At 68.3% G+C, this 18,359-nt stretch carries 22 protein-coding genes; 15 read left to right on the top strand and 7 right to left on the bottom strand.

What is annotated here, in order from left to right; translation table 11 throughout:
- Positions 1-22 precede the first annotated feature (22 nt).
- The 3 genes from ABME02_RS15700 (at position 23) to ABME02_RS15710 (ending at position 3,682) form a co-directional block, all read left to right on the top strand.
- Positions 23-3,136, top strand: a complete 3,114-nt coding sequence (locus tag ABME02_RS15700) for a M14 family metallopeptidase (protein ID WP_353816271.1) — start codon at positions 23-25, stop codon at positions 3,134-3,136.
- Positions 3,137-3,261: 125 nt separating this feature from the next.
- Positions 3,262-3,525 carry a hypothetical protein gene (locus ABME02_RS15705; protein ID WP_353816272.1) on the top strand — a complete coding sequence of 88 codons (264 nt, stop codon included), beginning with the start codon at positions 3,262-3,264 and terminating at the stop codon, positions 3,523-3,525.
- Positions 3,526-3,553: 28 nt separating this feature from the next.
- Complete coding sequence (locus tag ABME02_RS15710; protein ID WP_353816273.1) at positions 3,554-3,682, top strand: hypothetical protein; 129 nt, start codon at positions 3,554-3,556, stop codon at positions 3,680-3,682.
- 7 nt (positions 3,683-3,689) lie between these two features.
- Here the strand turns inward: ABME02_RS15710 and ABME02_RS15715 are convergent, their stop codons facing one another.
- From ABME02_RS15715 to ABME02_RS15745, 7 genes are all read right to left on the bottom strand, one after another.
- Positions 3,690-3,878, bottom strand: coding sequence for a hypothetical protein (locus tag ABME02_RS15715; protein WP_353816274.1), 189 nt, complete (start codon positions 3,876-3,878; stop codon positions 3,690-3,692).
- Positions 3,879-4,135: 257 nt separating this feature from the next.
- Positions 4,136-4,840 carry a potassium channel family protein gene (locus tag ABME02_RS15720; RefSeq protein WP_353816275.1) on the bottom strand — a complete coding sequence of 235 codons (705 nt, stop codon included), beginning with the start codon at positions 4,838-4,840 and terminating at the stop codon, positions 4,136-4,138.
- Between the two features lie 132 nt (positions 4,841-4,972).
- A complete protein-coding gene (locus tag ABME02_RS15725; protein ID WP_353816276.1) occupies positions 4,973-7,780 on the bottom strand; it encodes a M14 family metallopeptidase in 2,808 nt (935 codons plus the stop codon).
- Positions 7,781-7,914: 134 nt separating this feature from the next.
- Positions 7,915-8,364 (bottom strand): pilus assembly protein TadG-related protein, encoded by a 450-nt coding sequence (locus ABME02_RS15730; protein ID WP_353816277.1) that lies wholly within the window; start codon positions 8,362-8,364, stop codon positions 7,915-7,917.
- Positions 8,361-8,834 (bottom strand): hypothetical protein, encoded by a 474-nt coding sequence (locus ABME02_RS15735; RefSeq protein ID WP_353816278.1) that lies wholly within the window; start codon positions 8,832-8,834, stop codon positions 8,361-8,363. The genes ABME02_RS15730 and ABME02_RS15735 overlap by 4 nt, the downstream gene beginning before the upstream one ends.
- On the bottom strand, positions 8,809-9,261 hold the full coding sequence (locus ABME02_RS15740) for a TadE/TadG family type IV pilus assembly protein (RefSeq protein ID WP_353816339.1): 453 nt from the start codon (positions 9,259-9,261) through the stop codon (positions 8,809-8,811). The genes ABME02_RS15735 and ABME02_RS15740 overlap by 26 nt, the downstream gene beginning before the upstream one ends.
- Positions 9,192-9,359 carry a hypothetical protein gene (locus tag ABME02_RS15745; RefSeq protein WP_353816279.1) on the bottom strand — a complete coding sequence of 56 codons (168 nt, stop codon included), beginning with the start codon at positions 9,357-9,359 and terminating at the stop codon, positions 9,192-9,194. The genes ABME02_RS15740 and ABME02_RS15745 overlap by 70 nt, the downstream gene beginning before the upstream one ends.
- 146 nt (positions 9,360-9,505) lie before the next feature.
- On the opposite strand from ABME02_RS15745, the gene ABME02_RS15750 reads away from it, so the two are divergent.
- The 12 genes from ABME02_RS15750 to ABME02_RS15805 all read left to right on the top strand — a co-directional run bounded on the left by ABME02_RS15750 (position 9,506) and on the right by ABME02_RS15805 (position 18,297).
- On the top strand, positions 9,506-10,882 hold the full coding sequence (locus tag ABME02_RS15750; protein ID WP_353816280.1) for a recombinase family protein: 1,377 nt from the start codon (positions 9,506-9,508) through the stop codon (positions 10,880-10,882).
- A 277-nt stretch (positions 10,883-11,159) separates the two neighbouring features.
- Positions 11,160-11,426, top strand: a complete 267-nt coding sequence (locus ABME02_RS15755; RefSeq protein WP_353816281.1) for a hypothetical protein — start codon at positions 11,160-11,162, stop codon at positions 11,424-11,426.
- 163 nt (positions 11,427-11,589) lie between these two features.
- Entirely contained in the window at positions 11,590-11,766 is a 177-nt protein-coding gene (locus ABME02_RS15760) for a hypothetical protein (protein WP_353816282.1), read from the top strand.
- On the top strand, positions 11,763-12,158 hold the full coding sequence (locus tag ABME02_RS15765; RefSeq protein WP_353816283.1) for a hypothetical protein: 396 nt from the start codon (positions 11,763-11,765) through the stop codon (positions 12,156-12,158). The genes ABME02_RS15760 and ABME02_RS15765 overlap by 4 nt, the downstream gene beginning before the upstream one ends.
- A gap of 5 nt (positions 12,159-12,163) precedes the next feature.
- Entirely contained in the window at positions 12,164-12,892 is a 729-nt protein-coding gene (locus ABME02_RS15770) for a bifunctional DNA primase/polymerase (protein ID WP_353816340.1), read from the top strand.
- Positions 12,889-14,130 carry an AAA family ATPase gene (locus tag ABME02_RS15775; RefSeq protein WP_353816285.1) on the top strand — a complete coding sequence of 414 codons (1,242 nt, stop codon included), beginning with the start codon at positions 12,889-12,891 and terminating at the stop codon, positions 14,128-14,130. The genes ABME02_RS15770 and ABME02_RS15775 overlap by 4 nt, the downstream gene beginning before the upstream one ends.
- A gap of 394 nt (positions 14,131-14,524) precedes the next feature.
- Positions 14,525-14,767 (top strand): hypothetical protein, encoded by a 243-nt coding sequence (locus ABME02_RS15780; RefSeq protein ID WP_353816286.1) that lies wholly within the window; start codon positions 14,525-14,527, stop codon positions 14,765-14,767.
- Entirely contained in the window at positions 14,764-15,108 is a 345-nt protein-coding gene (locus ABME02_RS15785; protein ID WP_353816287.1) for a hypothetical protein, read from the top strand. The genes ABME02_RS15780 and ABME02_RS15785 overlap by 4 nt, the downstream gene beginning before the upstream one ends.
- Before the next feature lie 393 nt (positions 15,109-15,501).
- Positions 15,502-16,077 (top strand): hypothetical protein, encoded by a 576-nt coding sequence (locus ABME02_RS15790; protein ID WP_353816288.1) that lies wholly within the window; start codon positions 15,502-15,504, stop codon positions 16,075-16,077.
- A 341-nt stretch (positions 16,078-16,418) separates the two neighbouring features.
- Positions 16,419-16,961 carry a hypothetical protein gene (locus ABME02_RS15795; protein WP_353816289.1) on the top strand — a complete coding sequence of 181 codons (543 nt, stop codon included), beginning with the start codon at positions 16,419-16,421 and terminating at the stop codon, positions 16,959-16,961.
- Between the two features lie 11 nt (positions 16,962-16,972).
- Positions 16,973-17,623: a recombinase family protein gene (locus ABME02_RS15800; protein ID WP_353816291.1), complete on the top strand. Its 651-nt coding sequence runs from the start codon at positions 16,973-16,975 to the stop codon at positions 17,621-17,623.
- A gap of 305 nt (positions 17,624-17,928) precedes the next feature.
- The gene (locus ABME02_RS15805; protein WP_353816292.1) at positions 17,929-18,297 is read left to right on the top strand and encodes a hypothetical protein; all 369 of its coding nucleotides are present in this window, start codon (positions 17,929-17,931) and stop codon (positions 18,295-18,297) included.
- Positions 18,298-18,359: the final 62 nt, after the last annotated feature.

Here is an 18,359-nt window from a genome sequence, read left to right on the forward strand (position 1 = left end):
AAGCCGGACCGGAGGGGTCGTCATGACTGGAAACCGTTCCACCCGAACCCGGATCGCCCTCGGAACCGCCGCGGTAGCCGTGCTCGCCGCGATGCTGAGTCCCCTCGGCGCCAACGCCGCCGAGGACGACGTGGGTGAACTCGACATGTACACCGCGGAGGTCAGCGCGGAGCAGGCGGCCGACATGGCTGCCGCCGGGCTCGACATCGCCGCGAGCAAGGCGTCCGGGAAGGGCGTCGAGATGCAGCTCATCCTCTCCGAGGACGAGGCGAAGGGGCTCTCCGAGCGCGGCATCGACGTGAAGCTGACGAAGGGCAAGGGCGGCAAGTCGGCCAAGCAGATGGCCCAGGAGCAGGCGGCGTCCGGCTATGCGGTCTGGCGCTCGTACGACGAGCCCGGCGGCATCCGAGACGAGATGTACGAGATCGCGAAGAAGAACCCGAGCATCGCGAAGCTCGTCGTGCTCGGCCACACCCACCAGGGGCGCGAGATCATCGCGCTGAAGGTCACGCAGGCCGCGAAGGCCATGAAGGACGGCTCCCGTCCCGCGGTGGTCTACAGCTCGACGCAGCACGCGCGCGAGTGGATCGCAGCGGAGACCAACCGTCGGCTGCTGCACTGGTACCTGGACCAGTGGCGCTCCGGCAACCAGGAGATCAAGAACGTCCTGAAGTCCACCGAGCTCTGGTTCGTCGTGGTGGCCAACCCCGACGGATACCAGTACACGTTCGACACCGAACGGCTGTGGCGGAAGAACCTCCGCGACAACGACGGCAACGGCGAGATCACCCGCGGTGACGGCGTCGACCCGAACCGGAACTACCCGGAGCACTTCGGGTACGACGAGGAGGGCTCGTCGTCGCAGACCTCGAGCGAGACCTACCGCGGCCCGTCGCCGGGCTCCGAACCGGAGACGCAGGCCATGATGGCGCTCTTCGATCGCGCGAACCCGGAGTTCCAGGTCAACTACCACTCCTTCGGGCAGTGGCTGCTGTACCCGGAGGGCTGGCAGATCGGCACGCCGAGTGCGGACGACCCCATCTACTACGCGCTCTCGGGCAACCTCGACAACCCGTCCATCGACGACTTCGAGCCGGGCCTGTCCTCCGACGTGCTGTACGTGACGAACGGTGAGACCACCGACTTCGCGCACGTGTCGCACGGCACGCTCGCCTGGACCCCGGAGCTCGGCGAGGGCGACGCCGGGGGCGGCTTCGTGTTCCCGGATGACGAGGCACAGGTGCAGGCGGAGTTCGAGCGGATCCTGCCGTTCTCGACGGATGTCGCGAAGTCGGCGGTCGACCCGGCGAACCCGGTGTCGCACCTCGGCATCACGACCAAGCCGTTCTACCTGCAGAGCGACGACGACTACAAGGTCGGGCTCCCGCAGTCGAACTTCACGTTCGACTACTCCTACGGCGACCCGCAGGAGGTGCGGGTGCTGGCCAAGCGCAGCCTCGGCGACGTCACCGTGAAGTACTCGATCAACGGCGACGACGCGCAGAGCGCGTCGACGTCGGAGTGGGACGGCGGCGACCGCTACGGCGGCGCGACCGACCGGTACTACCACGTGATGAGCGGCATGGTGACGGGCACCGATCCCGGTGACTCGGTGGAGGTCTGGTTCGAGGGCGGCGGCGAGGTGAGCGAGTCGTTCACGTACGAGGCCGTCTCGGAGTCGGGTGCCGAGGTGCTGGTGCTCGCGGCGGAGGACTACACGGGCGCATCGCCCGGCATCGGCGGGACCGAGCCGGCGTACCTCGAGTACTACACCGACGCGCTCGACGCGAACGGCACGAGCTACGACGTCTACGACGTCGACGCCCGCGGCCGCGTGGCGGCGGACGCGCTCGGCGTGCTCTCGCACTTCGACGCCGTCGTCTGGTACACCGGCGACGACATCGTGACCCGTGAGCCCGGCTGGGGCGGCGGCAACGCGTCGCGCCTCGCGATGGACGAGCTGCTGAACGTCCGCGACTTCATGAACGAGGGCGGCCAGGTGCTCTACGCGGGCGACTGGGCCGGCAGCCAGTACACGCCGAACCTCGGCACGCAGTACTTCGACCCGACCCCGGCGAACGCCGAGTGCCGCGCCGACCTCGCCGTGCTGGCTCGATGCAAGGCGCTGTTCGGCTCGGGCGACGCGACGAACGACGTGCTGCAGTACTGGCTCGGCGCCTACGTGGCGGTCGACTCGGCCGGGCTCGACGAGCAGGGCGACGTGCTCGACGCGCTCGGCGTGGACGTGCCGCTCGAGGGCCTCAGCTGGGGCTTCAACGGCACGGACAGCGCGGAGAACCAGTTCCACACGAACTCGTTCATCACGACGAGCGGCGTGCTGCCGGTGGCGGACTACCCGCAGTTCGAGAGCTGGGTCGCCGGCAAGTGGGATCGCCCGGGCGGACCATACGCGCCGCACACGGGTGACTACTACCTGTACTCGCAGCTGGGCGACGTCTCGTACAAGCAGGTCATGCGCACGATCGATGTTCCGGCCGGCGGCGCCACGCTGTCGTTCTGGACGTCGTACGACACCGAGGCGGACTGGGACTACACGTTCGTCGAGGCGCACACGCCGGGCATGGACGACTGGACGACGCTGCCCGACGCGAACGGGCACACGTCGCAGTCGACCGGTGACAGCTGCACGTCCGGATGGAACGAGCTGCACCCGCAGCTCGACCACTACCAGACGCTGAACGGCGACGGCACCTGCAGCCCGAACGGGTCGAACGGCGGTGCGTGGAACGCCGCCTCGGGCAACTCGGGCGGCTGGCAACAGTGGTCGGTCGACCTCTCCGCCTACGCGGGCGGCCAGGTCGAGGTCGCGCTGTCGTACGCCAGCGACTGGGCGACGCAGGGCCTCGGCGTGTTCTTCGATGACATCGAGGTCTCCACGGGCGAGGGCACGACCTCGTTCGAGGCGGACCTCGGCGGCTGGGAGATCACGGGGCCGCCTCCGGGCAGCTCGCCGAACCCGAACAACTTCATCCGCACCACGGCGGGCGGCTTCCCCGAGGCCGCGGTCGTGGCCACGCCGGGCTCGCTCTACGCGGGCTTCGGGTTCGAGGGCATCACGGATGCCGCGGCCCGAGCCGAGTGGATGGAGGCCGCGTTGAGCCACCTGCTGGACTGACGCGCACTCCCGTTCGGGACACCGACGGGGCGGGCGGCGACCTTCGGGTCGCCGGCCGCTCCGGCGTATCCACAGCCTGCGGGATCCCGCCCAACGCCGATCCGCCGAGGCCTATCGTGAGGCGCATGCCGACCGACGCCCGCTCGTCATCCGCGACTCCGCACCGCTGCCCGCTCCCCGCCGCGGGCGATCACCGGGTGGGAACGATCTGGGAATGCGTCGACTGCGGCTCGCGGTATCGCCGCGTCATCCGCACGGGGATGCAGCCCAACGCGATGTGGGACCACGACCCGATGTTCCGGCTGCGCCGGGCGATCATCCTCGGCGCGATGGGCATTCCGATCCTGCTCGTCATCGTCTTCCTCCTCGTGGCGATGACGGGCGCCTGATACGTGCGGCATCCCGAACCGGACCTCGATGCGAGATGCGAGCGCGGCGGCTTCCGTCAGCGAGCGCGCGCCCTTCACGGTCGTGTCGACCGCGACCGCGACCGCGATGCTCGTGATCGGGACCGCGTCGACCGTCACCTCGACGGCCGGCTCGTAGCTCCACTTCACCGTGTGCGTGGGTAGGGAACGACCATCTCACCGTCGGGGTTCTTCGCCGACCACTCCTTCGCCTCGGTGATCGCGCGATGCCGATCCCCGGCGTGTGCGACGACGTCGGTCACGTCGAGGTCGAGCAGTCCGTCGGCCACCCTGCCTACCTCGCCGGCGAGGTAGTCCTTCCCGGCCGTCGCCATCCCCCATCGTCCCCGAGACGTCGATGAGGAACACGATCGGGTCGGCGCCATCGGCGGCATGCGCGGAGTGGCCGATTCCGAGCACGGCCATCGCGCCAAGCGCAGCCGGGATCACGGGCTTCCGGACGATGGACATCTCGATCACCACCTCGAGGATTCCTCGCCTACGATCGCCATCGGCGGATCGGACGCACCCGGGTGCACCCTGAGATCGACGACGTCCGACCCTTCGCGCATCGGCGGCTCGGGCGACGAGGTCAGGCGCGCTGGCGCATCTCCTCTCGCAGTGCGCGGATCTCCGCGGTGAGGTCGTCGATGTGCGCCTTCGTGGCGACCTGCTCGGCCTCGTTCGTCTCGCTCACGCGTTCGACGATCCACGACGCGAGCGTGCCCGTGACCACGCCGATCAGCGCGATGCCGCCGACCATGACGCCGACCGCGACGAGCTGGCCGGTCGGCGTCACGGGGAAGAAGTCGCCGTACCCCACGGTCGTGATGGTCACGAACGCCCACCACAGGCCGTCGCCGAAGGTCTCGATCGAACCGCCGTTCCCGCGCTCGGCGTCGAGCACGGCGAGCGCGGCGACGTAGACGAGCAGCACCGAGGCGCCCGCCGCGTAGAGGATCACCTTGCCGCGGAGCATGGCGCCCGCCGTCCGGCCGATCACGGTGAGGATCGTCACCACACGCAGCAGCCGTAGTGGGCGCAGCACGGGCAGCACCACCACGGCGAGGTCGAGCAGGTGCCGCACGAACCATCGACGGCGTTCGTCGGCGAGCGCGAGGTTCACGACGTAGTCGAGGGCGAACAGCCCCCACGTGCCCCAGATGACGGACTCGGCGAGCACCGCGTCCGGCCCGTGCAGGTCGCCGATCACCTCCCACGAGTACGCCGCCAGGAACAGGAGGGCGGCGATGAAGAGGGGCCATTCGACGAGCTTCTGCCAGGACTGCTGGGACATCCGTCCACCGTAGGAAGCCGAGGTCACGGTTCGGTCACGTGCACAGGGGCACGGGATGTCGCGGCCGCCGCCTCGCGGCTCGGGCCCGCGACATCCGCCCCACACCGGACCGGACCTCGGGCGGCGCGCGCGTCAGCCGGTGGCGATGACGACCTGCTCCTGGTTGGCCCCCTTCTTGCCCGGCTTGTAGTTGCGTTCGACGTTGCCCGACTCGTCGACCGAGAACCACTTCACGGTCGTCGTGGCGTCGATCAGGATCGATTCGCCTCCCTCTCGGATGCCGGCCGACTCGTAGACGGGCGACGAGTACGTCGGGTTCGACCCGTCGAGCGTGTAGTGGATGGTGACGGGCTCGGTCGCGTCGAACTGGACCGCCACCGGTCCGGAGTACGGGCTCGATCCCGGCTGCACGAGCCACGAGCGCGGCTTCGTGCGGTCGTCGGTCCAGTCCTTCGCGACCTGGTACAGCTCGACGACGCCGTTGGAGAACTCCATCATCTGCTCGTACGCCTCGCTCCACTCCGGCTGGAACGAGGTGCCGACCTCGAAGTTCCAGGCGTAGATGTCGTGCACGTACCAGAGCTGGTCGCCCGAGTTGCCGGCGGCCGAGTAGAGGACGTCGGCGATGGGGCCGGTGCGCGCGGGCGTGACGCTCAGGCCGCGCCACTCCTTGATCGCCGAGAGGATCCGCTCGGACGAGTCGTAGAAGTACTGCTCCGTCCCGAGCGAGGGACGCGGGAGGGTGACGCGCCCCGGCAGCGAGTACGCGCCGGGCGACCACATGAAGTAGTTGCCGGAGCTGTGGATGTTCATCGCGAACTCGATGTTCGGGTATTCGGTCGCGATCCAGTCCAGGTTCCGGCTCTCCGGCTCCGACTGCTCGAACGGCCCGGCGTAGGTGGCGGAGGTGCACGACGTCGATGCTCCGTCGTAGCCGTCGAAGATCGACCCGTACGTCTGGTTTCGGTTGTTGTCGACGCCCCACGCGTTGCGGGCGTTGACGTCGTTCGCGTCTCCCGGCCCGCAGTAGTTGGTCATGTTCTTCCGCTGCGCCGCGAAATCGTAGTAGCTGTACAGGGCGCCGTCGGGGTTCACCGTCGGCACGATGAAGATGTCGAGGTTGTCGACGAGCCGGCGCGTGTCGGAGTCGAGCTGGTAGTTGTGCAGCATCCGGTACGCGCTCTCGATGTTCACCAGCGGCGTCTGCCATTCGCGAGCGTGCTCCTGCGAGTAGGTGAGCACCCCCGTCTTCGAGCCGTCGCGGTGCGTGCCGATCCGGAGCGCCTTGACCTGGAACGGCTCCCGCGGGGTGCTCTCGGACGCCCCGAGCTGGTCGTCGAGCGAGGCCGGTCCGGCGGCGACCACGGCGCCGCTGCCCGCATTGCCGCGGTAGGTGCTCGCGGTGACGAGCAGCGACGCCGCGGCATCCGCGTTGATCGCCGCGACCACCTGGGCCGCCGTCGATGTCGGCGTGCCGGCGGCATTCGTCGCCAGCCGCACCAGGATGTCGTCGCCGCTCACCGTGACGCCGAGGGTCGCGTTCGGACTGGTCGACGCGTACTCGATGGTGAGGTCGTTGCCGCCCTCGTGGCCCCAGGCCAGCGAGGTCAACACCACACGCTGCGACGTGCCGCCGCCCGAGAGGTGCATCGCAGCTCGGCGATACCCGTTCGTCTCGTAGGGCAGGTCGATGATCTCGGTCAGCTCGGGGAACTCGGCGTGCATCTGCTCGATGATGTCCATGAGCTCGTGCGCGTCGGGGTAGTGGTCGAGGAAGCCCGACTCGTACCCGATGCCCGGGGCGTGGGCCGGTGCGCTGCCCGATTCGGTGTCGGCCAGCCACTCGGTCACGTCGACCTCTGCCGATCCACCGCCGGAGCTGGTGACTCGGACCTGCGTCGGCGGCGGGAGAGCCGGCAGGACCGCGAGGGTGCCGGTGGCCGGGAGGCCGGTGCGGATGATCGCGCCGTCGTCCTGCGAGATCATCGCCGACGGAATGGTGATCGACGGGTCGGTGCCGGTCATCGCGAACGGCGCGCTCGCGTTGTTGTTCACCACGACGACCGCCGCGGCGCCGGCGGCCTGCGCGTTGGCGACCTTCACGACGAACGCGCAGCTGCCGCGATCGACGAGCGCGATGCTCCCCGGCGTGAAGCCGATCAGCGGGTCGCACGCGAGCGTCGATCCGCCCGCACCCTGGGCGAGTTCGACGGCACCCGCCAGGCCGATCTCGTCGAGCGGCGGGCCGAACGCGGACCCGACCGCGGTGTAGCTGCCGGCCGCGGAGCCGCCCGCGATCACGAGCGCGGCGCGGTTGTTCAGCTCGACCTGCACCCGGTGGTAGAGGTACTCCCCCGCGTCGACGAAGGCGTCCATTGTCGCGCTTCCGCCGTCGCCGATCGCGGTGCCCGGCCCGGCGTCCCACTCGACGGTGAGGTCGGCGGCGGCGGCATCGCTGCTCTTCGCCTCGACCGACAGGAACTCGGTGTCACCCGTCGACGTGAAGTAGTCGGCACGTGCGATGACGACCTCGTCGGTCGTGAGCAGGTTCGCCTCGGCCTCGGCCGCGGCCTCGATCGCCGCGTCGCGCTCGGCCATCCGGGCCTCGCGCGTCGCCTCGATCGCGCCCTCGTCGGCGACGATCTCGACGCCGACGCCAATGGCCTCGAGTTCGGCGATCTGGGCGTTCGTCACGATGCCGGTCACGGCGAACCCGTCGGCGGTGCGGTCGACGTCGTGGTCGAGGTCGTACCCGCCGCTCACGACGGCCCCGAGCAGCTCGCCGTCGGGCATCGTCAGCGTGACGATGGAGACGTCGTCGGGGTCGACCGGTTCGCCGGGCGGCTCGGCGTGCGCGCCCGCTCCGGTGAGCGAGGCGCCGAGCGCGAGGGCGGCGCTGACGCCGATGACGGTGAGGCGGCGGTACCAGGAGCGAGACATCGCGAGGTCCATCCCGGTGCGCATCCGGTTCGCCCGTCGGTGGACGACTCGCGACGCACCTGCGGCACACGATTCCGAGTCCCGACCGGCGCCTCAACCCCCAGAACCGGTGCCAGTGTCTGCGCGGTCTGCGGTCAGTGGAACACCGACCTGGCGTCGGCCGTCACCTCGATCGGGACGGTGACCGGCACGAGGTCGGTCGAGATGGGCGCGTGCCAGATGGCGCGGAGCGTCACGCTCGCGCTGCGGCCGTCGTTCGAGTCGGCGTGCACGAGTTCGAGCCCGTGCAGCGAATGGCGTGCGTCGCCGAGGTACTCGGCCGCGGCCGAGGCGACGGATGTCCCGTCGAGGTCGAACGCGAGCGCGTCACCCTGAACGCGGACCTCGTCGAGCCGCCACGACTCGGCCGCCGCCAACGCCGCACCGTCGGCGAGGGTGAACAGCCGCTTCCGTTCGAGGTAGAGCGAGGTCGCCGAGGTCACCACCATGATCAGGGCGAGCGCCACCACGCCGGAGAAGATCGTGAGCAGCAGCGTCGAACCGGCCTCGTCGTCGCGCAGCGGGTCGGGCAGCCGAGCACTCATTGCGCACCCGCGAACCGCGACATCGTCTGCGTCGCCCGCGACTCGAGCCGCACCGTCCCGATGCCGCTCGATGCCAGCACCTGCGGCACGAGGGGCAGGGCGACCGCCGCGCGCACGACGACGGTCACTCGCGTTCCCGACCTCGCGCACGCCCCGCCGCAGTCGACGCCGACGGATGCCGCTCCGGCATCGACCCCGTAATCGGCGAGCACCACGTGCACGGTGCGCTCGACGGAGGCCGCGGGCTCACCGGCATCGGCCCGCATCACCGCGACGCGCGCCGCCTGCCGCGCCGCACCCTCGACGCCGAGCGCGGCCGCCTGGATCGAGGACAGCGCGAGCACGAGGTAGACCAGCGGAACGAGGAGGATCATTCCGACGGTGAGGAACTCGAGCGAGGCGGATCCCGCCTCGTCGACGGGCCGGTACCAGCACCGGCTCGCGTCAGTCGATCGTCTCGATCGCCGCATGCCCCGTCACCTCCATGGCGCGTTCGGGTCCGAGCAGGCCGATGACGGGCAGCGAGGTCCGAACGGTGACCGCGATCGCGGGGACACCACCGACCGTGGCCGACGCGGCGGAGACATCCGCGGCGTAGTCGGCGGCGATCGCCGCGTCGATCAGCAGGCGGGTCCGCTCGACCCCCGCTGCGGGCGAGGACCCGGCGAGCGCCGCATAGCGGGCGCCCTCGGCGGCCGCGTCGAGCACCGTGTTGCGCACGTGGAGCGCGAGCGCGAGCTGCACGACCGCGAGCAGCAGCGCCGTCAGGAGGACGCCGACGAGCGAGAACTCCGCGACCGCGGATCCCCGATCGTCGGCGAGCCGGATCAGAATCCGACGACGCGGTCGATGGCCTGGTCGAAGACGCCCGAGAGGGCGGGACCGGCGAGCCCCCAGATCACGATCACCAACCCCGCGGTCATGAGCGTGATCAGCACCCATCCGGGCACGTCGCCGCGTTCGTCGGCGAGGCGTCGGGCGATCCAGCTGGGCATGCGGGGTCCTTTCGTCGGGTGGCGCGGTGCGGCGGCGCATCAGAAGCCCGCCTGGAGCACGAGGTAGCCGGGGAACAGCGCGAAGGCGATCGTGACCGGCAGGATGAGGAAGATCAGGGGCACCAGCATGGCGTTAAAGTACCTTCATGGACGCCGTCATCTACACCCGCGTCAGCCTCGACCGCGACGGCGAGGCTCTCGCCGTCGCCCGCCAGGAGCAGGAGTGCCGAGCGCTGGCTGAGCGCCTAGGGCTCGACGTACTAGCGGTGTACTCCGACAACGACATCAGCGCAACGAGCGGCAAGGCACGCCCAGGCTTTGAGGCCATGCTCGACGCACAGCCGGAAGCGATCATCGCCTGGCATCAGGACCGGCTGCTGCGCCTAACCCGCGACCTGGAACTGGTAATCGCGCTGAACGTGCCCGTGTACACCGTGACGGCTGGCACCCTCGACCTGACCACACCGGCGGGACGTGCCGTGGCGCGCACCGTGGCGGCGTGGAGCCAGTACGAGGGCGAGCAGAAGGCGACGCGGCAGGTCGCTGCCAATGTGCAGCGGGCAGCCAACGGGGTCCACTCGGGCCGCGTGGGATACGGCTACCGGCGCGAGGGTGCCGCCATCGTGCTGAACGACAAGGAGGCAGCAACGATTCGTATGGCGGTGCGGCGAGTGCTCGATGGTGAGTCGCTGCGGGCGATCTGCAAGGACCTGGACGCCGAGGAGACTCCGACCCCCGGCAATGGGGCGGGGTGGAACACGACGACACTCAAGCAGCTTCTCCTTCGCCCGAGCCTCGCTGGGCTGACTGTCCACCGCGGCGAGGTAGTAGGCCGTGTGCCGAGGGAAGCCCCACATGTGATTGACGAGGACACGCACGAGCGGCTCAAGGCGACGCTGACCGATCCGCTGCGCCGGACTGCACCCGTGGGCCGCGCACCCAGGTACCTGCTTGGGGGCATCGCCCGGTGTGGACGGTGTGGCGGGGCAATGCGGCGCGCGGTCGGGAGGATGACAAGCACTAGAGCAGGCGGGGCCAAGCGGCAGCCGCCGAGTTACGTATGCAGCGAGTGTTTCCGGGTGCGTCGCAAGCAGGCAGACGTGGACGCACTGGTCGAGGGCATCATCGTCGGCCGGTTGCAGATGCCCGACGCCGCACAGTTGTTCGCCACCGGCGACCCGAGCGCGCTCGCCGAGGCGCGCGACGCCATCGAGGCGATCGACGCACGGCTGGCGAATGCTGCCGACATGTTCGCAGCCGGCGACATCGACGCGGCTCAGCTGGCGCGTATCACGGAACGGCTGCGGGCCGACCGCGCTCGCGCTGCCGCGGACCTCGAAGCTGCACTTCCCGCCTCCGTGCCCGCCGACTTGATGGGCGACGCCGCTGCCGAGACATGGGCCGCGCTCAGCATGGACAGCAAGCGTGCCGTGCTCGACACCCTCGTCACCGTGACGATCATGCCGAGCGGCAGCGGCAAGGCGTTCGACCCGGCGACAGTGCACGTGGACTGGCGGAGCTGACTGTTCGGTCAGCTGCACAGGCAGAACAGGCCGCCCACGCCTTGTGCCTTAGAAGCGGCGGCCTGCGCAGGGGTTTTGGGCCCTGCGGGGGTCGGTGCCCGCGTCTCTCAAGTCTCGCCGGGTGCCGTCAACGGCCAGCCGCCGACCCAAAACCCATACCCTGGCAGCGCAACGACGCAAGCGGGCGTTGAGAGCCGCGACACGCGCGACTCGCCAGCTGACCTGGGATTTTACCCAACGCTTGGCCCCCGAGTGGGGGGCGGCAATAATTGTAGTCGTGGCTTCTACTGTCAACCTGCTCTCGCGCGGCACTCTCGTGTCGAGGTGGAACGACCGTCGAGGCGCGTGGGTGCCGTTGCCGGGCTTCGAGCCGAAGTTCGGTGAGGGCTATGCAATCATCTGGAGTCCGACAGACGACGACCTGAACGGTGAGATTCACGTTCGCTATAAGTTCCCGGGCGGCGCGGAGGTCACTCAGGCACGGCTCCACTCGCTCTTGGACACGGCACGCTCTCTCGGCCTCCCGGAGATCAGTCTCGACTGACCCCGCCTGCACTTGGTCCTCACGACCCGCATTGACGGGTAAGTCGACTGCTAACTGAAAAGACCTAAGGCTCCTCAGCGGGAACCTCCATGCCGGGCGCGTTTCGTAAGCGCCTCCCGCTAGAGGGGCCGTTCCTTTGAAATCCCAACTTCAGTCTGCCGCCATGAGGAAGGCGCAGGCGTATCGCTCTGAAGACCCCGAGCGCATCGCAGACGCCAGCCGCGATCTCGCTGAACTGCTCATCGAGCAGGCAATCGAGAAGGCACTCGCTGTCGCGCCGCCATTGAAGCCCGAGCAGGCCCGACGGCTCGCGGGCCTTCTGAAGGGTGCTCAGAGATGAGCATCCGCGTCAGTTGGCCCGGGAAGCACAACCTTACAGATCGCGAAGCGGATGAAGTGCTGCGTAGCGGTCCGAAGCCCAGCTGGTTCGAGCCTGCGTATCGGCGCGCCATCTTGCTGGCCGATGTGCGTCATCGCTACGGGCTTGTCCGCGTCTTCACCGACGGCACCGAATCGGTTCACTACGACTTCGAGTTCTTCGACGACCGACAGGGCCTCGCCTGGGCGCTGGACGCCCAGTGGGGGCGCCGCTCTCAGGAATCGGACAGACCGCGTCTGCCGTACGACGTCTACTACTTCGTCCCGGACGAACCGCTGCGGCTCCGACTGGTCATCGAGTACGACGACGAGGACGAAGCCGGCGAAGAGAACTCCGAGGAGGCCGACCAGTGAACCGCATGCTGCACGCCGCGTTGGAGCTCGCCGAGGCCGGTTGGGACGTGCTCCCCCTAAAGGGCAAGCAGCCGACGACCGGTCTCACCGCCCACGGCCATTACGACGCCACCCGACGACCGAAGCTGATCCGCGAGTGGTGGGCCGACGACGACTGGAACATCGGCTGCCCGGTGCCTGAGAACGTCGTCGTGTTCGACATCGACCCGCGCAATGGAGGCTCGCGTCGTGCACTGAAGTACGCAGCCGGGGTGCCGCTCCCTCCCACCCTGACCACCAAGAGCGGATCGGGCGGCTGGCATCTGTACTACGTCCGACCGTGGGACCGCGTCACCGGGCGGAGGCTGCCTCGAGGCATCGATTTCAAGACCAACGGCTACATGGTCATGCCTCCTTCCGTCCATCCCGAAACCGGAGAGGCCTATCGGTGGAACCGTCGTCCGATCGCGCACATGCCTCTGGAGCTCGCTCGACTCGTCCTTGAGATGCCGTCGGAGCGCCGCGCGACGAGCCAGGCAGGCACCTACGACATCGCCGGGCTGGTCTCGTGGGTCCGCGATCTGCCGAAGGGCGAGCGTCACAACGGCCTCCATTGGGCGGCACGGCGGCTCCATGAGGCCGACGCCGGTACGCGCCACATCGAACAGTTGATCGAAGCCGCCGAGGACATCGGCTTCCCCCCGTACGAGGCTCGCCGCGTGGTCGAGTCTGCAAAGAAAGGACCCCGCACGTGACTCCCGCCAATACCCCCGGCCAGTCCTCAAGCAAGGCCCCCCGTCGGCGTCGCCCCGTACCACGGACAGCCCTGAAGGATGTAGACCCCACCTTCGACGAGGAAGCCGCCGAGGCTCTCTCGAACCCCGCCCCGAAGAAAGGTAGCGACCTGCTCAAACGGGAGTTCCCCGAGCTGAACTGGATCGTGCCGGGAGTGATCCCGGACGGGTGCCACCTGCTGATCGCGGCTCCCAAGATCGGGAAGAGCCTGCTCACGCTCGGACTCGGCATCGCCTGTGCTTCGGGCGGGAAGGCTCTCGGGTTGGTCAAGGTCCGCGAACGACCGGTGCTCCTACTCGATCTCGAATCCGGAGAGCGCCGACTCCAGAACCGTCTGATGACGCTCCTCGGCGACCAGCCCCTGCCCGAATCCTTCGAGTACCACATCGACGCCGACACTGCGCTCAACGTGCTGCACACCTTCCTCGGGAAGCACAAGGGGCGGTCACCACTGGTGATCCTCGACACCCTCTCGGGAGTGATGGGTAGCCGCCCTCGCGACATGACTCAGTTCCAGCACGAGAAGGCGACCCTCCAGCCGTTGCAGAAGCTGTGCGCCGACGACCCCGGAGCGTCGATCCTCGTCGTGCACCACAACCGCAAGTCAAGGGAAGGCGACAGCGTCGATGCCTCCTCGGGGACGCACGGGCTCACGGCCGCCGTGGACGGCATCCTCGCGCTCAACCGTCCGTCACGGCGCGAGGCCGTAGCGACGCTGATCTGCGAGCTGCGGGACATCGAAGGCGACGAGTACGCCATTCTCCTGAGTGTCGACGGCTGGGTGTTCGACGGCGCGAGCCTCGTTGAGTCCCGGATGAACGCCATGGAGCGCCGCCGCCAGGAGAAAGCTGCGATACAAGGGGACCTCAACAGCGAGCTCATGGACCTCCTTCGGCTGCATGGCCCAATGACGCCCGCCGAGGCGTACGAGGTGTACCGGCGTGACCCGAAGGCGACCGCCAAGGATCAATCGGTTCGGAACGCGCTGGCCCGCCTGCGTAGTCGAGGGCTTGTGTCAAAGAACTCCGCTGGCCGGTACGCGCTATTGAATGCAACCCCTGAGTTGGGTGAGTTGCGAGTTGCAGAGCAGTCCCCTGATGTCAGTACCCCTGATTTGAAGAGAGTTGGAGGCACCTCCAACTCAGGCAACTCAGGGGCTAATGCTAAGCGCGCTGCTGCTCGGAGGACCCGCCGATGAACCGCCAGGAGCGTCGAGGGCGGGCGAAGAGCGCACCCCTAGACCGTCGAGCAGTCGAGTACGTCGAGTCGTACAAGTGCCCCGACTGCGACTCCGTCGTCGGAGAAGTGACGCGCGACCAGCGCGGCGTTCATCACGCCACGATCCTGCACGACCCAACGTGTCCCCGACTGAACGGCATCACGGGTTAGTCCCCCGGCTGTGTGGCGATCAATCGGACGGCGCAGGAAGGCACAGCCATGAACCCGTCGAGAAGCCACGCGAGTGCAGGCCGCGTACGAACGAGCGCCTCTCGCCGGCTCCGACGACGCACGACGGTCAGGCGGATTCGGGCACATACGACTTCCGCCTTCATCTGCCTCAGCCACCCATCACCTGAAAGGACATCTAGATCATGACCGAGCGTGACACCACCGACCTCGAGGCCCTGCACGGCCAGCACGTCGAGGTAGTCGACGTCGACTTCGTGGAAGACACAGATGGCATCCCGTCGTGGATCAAGGTCGAGCGCGAGATGGCTTCGGTCGTCATCTCGCCCAGGCTCCTGACCCATCCCACTTCCCAACCTGTCACCCCACCCTCCGCAGACCGCGAGGGCACCGCACCCAGGCACCGTCGAGAAGGAGTCGCATCATGACCGGCAAGCGCAAGACCACCGAGCCGACCGAGGCACCGGCCAACGAAGACGCTCCCCAGCAGGGCTTCAACGCGTTCCTCACCGTCATCGAGCTCGACGGAGACGCCCGCGCGCCCCGCATGACCGAGGGCTGGGAGGCGATCAAGGAGGTGCTGTCGGACCGCGAGGTTCACCCGCTCGAAGACCTCGTGACAGCGGCATCTGGTTTGGCGGAGAACTCCGTCAGGAAGTTGCTTCGCAGCGCGATCGACGCAGGCAAGGTCGTGGTCGTCTACAACGAACGGAAGGGGCGCAGGACCACGACAGGCCGTGCTCCGCGCGAGTACCGGCTTGCCAAGTGAACGTCGAAGCTGCGTGGGAGGCGCTTCGCGACGCGCTGCAGAGCTACACCCCGCCATGCAGGGGGAGCGCACTGTTCACGGCCAATCGACTCTCGCCCAAGGAGCGAGCGCTGTGTGCGTCGATCTGTGCTCGATGTCGCATCGCGGGTCTGTGCGACGCCTACGCGACGGCAGAGCCGGCAGCCGCTGGCTTCTGGGGCGGGCACTACTACGCCCAGAACGGGAAGCGGCAACCCGCTCCCCCGCGACCCCAGGCAGGCAAGCGGGCCGCGCCCTAGCCCCGCACCTAGGCCACATGCCCCCAACGACCCAGCGGGGCGCAGAGGACCGCTGAGAGAGACCCAGAGACCACCGCGCCGGGCGGTTCCCGGTACCCAACGAAAGGAAACACCAATGCGCACCTACAACTCGGCCACCGTCGAGAAGAACCTCAAGTCGAAGACCGAGGGCTTCCACGCTCGTGCACGCGCGGCCAAGGAGGCTCACCGCGCCAAGCGGGACGAGATCCTCGCGGACGACCGCCTGACCCGGGAGGCCAAGCAGGAGGACCTGACCAAGCTGGCCGAGCTGACCAACAACCAGCTCCGCTCGATCAAGGAGGAGCAGGTCGCATTCGTCAACGGCCTCCGGTCCGAGATCGAGCGCGCTGTGCTCGGCAACCAGCCCACGGACGCGAATAGCGTGCTGCTGCGCCGCGACGCCGCCGACCGAGCCCGTCGCATCAAGGACGAGAAGGAGGCGGTCGAGGTGCTGAATGACGCCGCCCGCAGCGGTGACGAGTCGCTCGCCCACGCGGTCGGCTACCGTGCCCGCAACTCCGGCTGGATCGACGCGCTCGAGGCGTACCGCGCGGTACAGCCGACCGGAGCTGAGAACGCGACCGCCCTGGCCGTGGTCGAGAACCTGTCGTCGGACACCGGTTACAACCTCGCCAACCAGATCAACTACGCGGAGGTTTCGGGCTCCTGACCGGAACCCCCGGCGCGGCACGAGAGACCCCTGGCAGTCGCTGGGGGTCTCTCGCGTACCGACTCTGCGCAGTCTGCACGGTTCGCCCGGTCTCGATTGAGCAGTTTGCGAGTATTCGTCACGTTCAGGCAAAGTTCAGGCGCAAGGCGAGTTCGTACGGTTCCGCCTCAACGTCACGCCATCAAGGAGCACAACATGACCCGCTACACCGCAGTCCGAACCCGGCAGGCTCACGCACGCACGACCATTGGCCGTGACTACGCGGCTATCGCCGAACACACGGCTGGCAATCAGGCTAACGTCGGTGAGACGGGCCTCAGCCGTGGAAGGGGGATCAGCGCATGACGAAGCGAGTCGACGCGGACACGAGCGTCCTGAGCTACCACGAGCGGATCGAATACCAGCGGCTCCTAGACGAGGCATCGAAGAACGGCCCTCTCCCGGACGCCAGCGCGCGTCGGCTGAAGACGGTGGGGTGGGTGTACGCGACCATCTTGGCGGTGTGCATCGCCGCTGCCGGGATCGTCGGGTATGCGATGTACGGCACGGGCTTCAGCGTCGGTGCCGCGATGTGCGTCGCATTCACGCTGGGGTGCCTGTTCGGCGTCGCTCACGAGATACAGACGGCTTTCGCGGTGGACCGCTTCAGGAAGGACCGCCTGCAGCGGGCCGACGCCTACCTCCAGCAGAAGCGTGTGGAGCGGCAGCAACACCGCACCGCCCACGCGAGTCGGGGCGACGACATTCCGTTTTGGTGGGTCGAGGGCTATGACCACTCGCGGCACCACGGCAGGTTCTCGCGGTCCGACCGGGCCTACATGAACGAGCACGGTATGGACGCAGACACGTACATCAGCAACGTCCTCGAGAACGACAAGGACTGAGGGACGAGCCGATGACCAAGCACATGATCGGCTACATCCGCGTCAGCACCGAGGAGCAGCACCGCTCCGGCCTCGGCATCGAGGCACAGGAGACCGCGATCATCGCTGAGTGCGAGCGCCGGGGCTGGACCTACGAGTTGTTCCGGGACCTCGGGTGCTCTGGCAAGCACGTGAACCCCGAGCTGCGCCGCGGCCTCGACATGCTCTCGTCGGGGCAGTTCGACGGCCTGATCGTCGCGAAGCTCGACCGCCTCGCCCGGTCGGTTCGGCACGCGTCCGCCATCATCGACTCGGCCATCACGCAGGCATGGGCGCTCGTCGTGTTGGACAACGCGCTCGACCTCACCACCCCAGGCGGTCGAGCGATGGCCAACATGCTCGCCACCTTCGCAGAGCTTGAGCGCGACCTCATCGCCAGCCGCACCCGTGAAGCCCTTGCGGCACGCAAGGCACGGGGCGAGCGCAACGGACGCCGCACGGCCATTCCGCCCGCAGTGCTGCGGCGCATCGTGATCACCCGCGAGCAAGAGGGACTGAGCTTCTGGCGGATCGCCCAAGGGCTGACGGCGGACGGCGTGCTGTCACCGACCGGCCTGCCCCATTGGCAGGAGTCCACCGTGCGCCGCGCCTATGCGTCAGCCACAGCGGCGCTCGCCGCTTGACACCGGCTGCAACCGAGACCCCTGGGACGCGCTCCTGGGGGGTCTCTTGCATGCGCGGGGCTACCCGCCACCTAGGACCGGCCACGCGGGCGACCCCTGGGTCGGTCTCAGCGACTGCGGGCGAGACATGCCCCTAGCCCACCCCGTGCGCTGGCCCCGGAGCTGGGGCGGAAACCTCCGGCTACGCCTTGTGCCTTGCCCTGAACCTCGCTCGATCTGCGGTTTGCGCACCCTGATCGACGTCAGGCAAAGTGCCCTTGTTCGAACACATGTTCGAGTTTCGGAACCTCAAGGAGAGCACCATCATGGCCACCAAGACCACCACAACGTCAGCCGTCGAGACCACGGAGACCGTCGAGCTCACGCCCCTGCAGATCGTCAACGAGGGCATCATGCGGGTAATTGACGACCACGACATCAACGTCCAGAAGAACCGCTACAAGGCCATGCGGGCCATCGCCTGGCAGGCGTTCGTCGAAGCCATCGAGGCCGGCGAGTTCGACGCGCTGGTCGAGCGGGCCAGCGCCAACGTGGACGAGCTGCCCTCCGGATGGGAGCTTGAAGCTGCATCCAAGCCTGCCGCGAAGCGGCCCCAGGCCAAGGCACCGGCCAGGAAGGCACCGGTCAAGCAGGCTCCCGCCGGGAGGGCTCCCGTCAAGAAGGCGGCTGAATGAAGGCCAACATCGCCTGAACGATCCCCTCGGGGCACTCCTAGTTCACGCGCTGGGGGTGCCCC

The sequence above is a fragment of the Agromyces zhanjiangensis genome (genome assembly GCF_040496055.1).
GTDB lineage: Bacteria > Actinomycetota > Actinomycetes > Actinomycetales > Microbacteriaceae > Agromyces > Agromyces zhanjiangensis.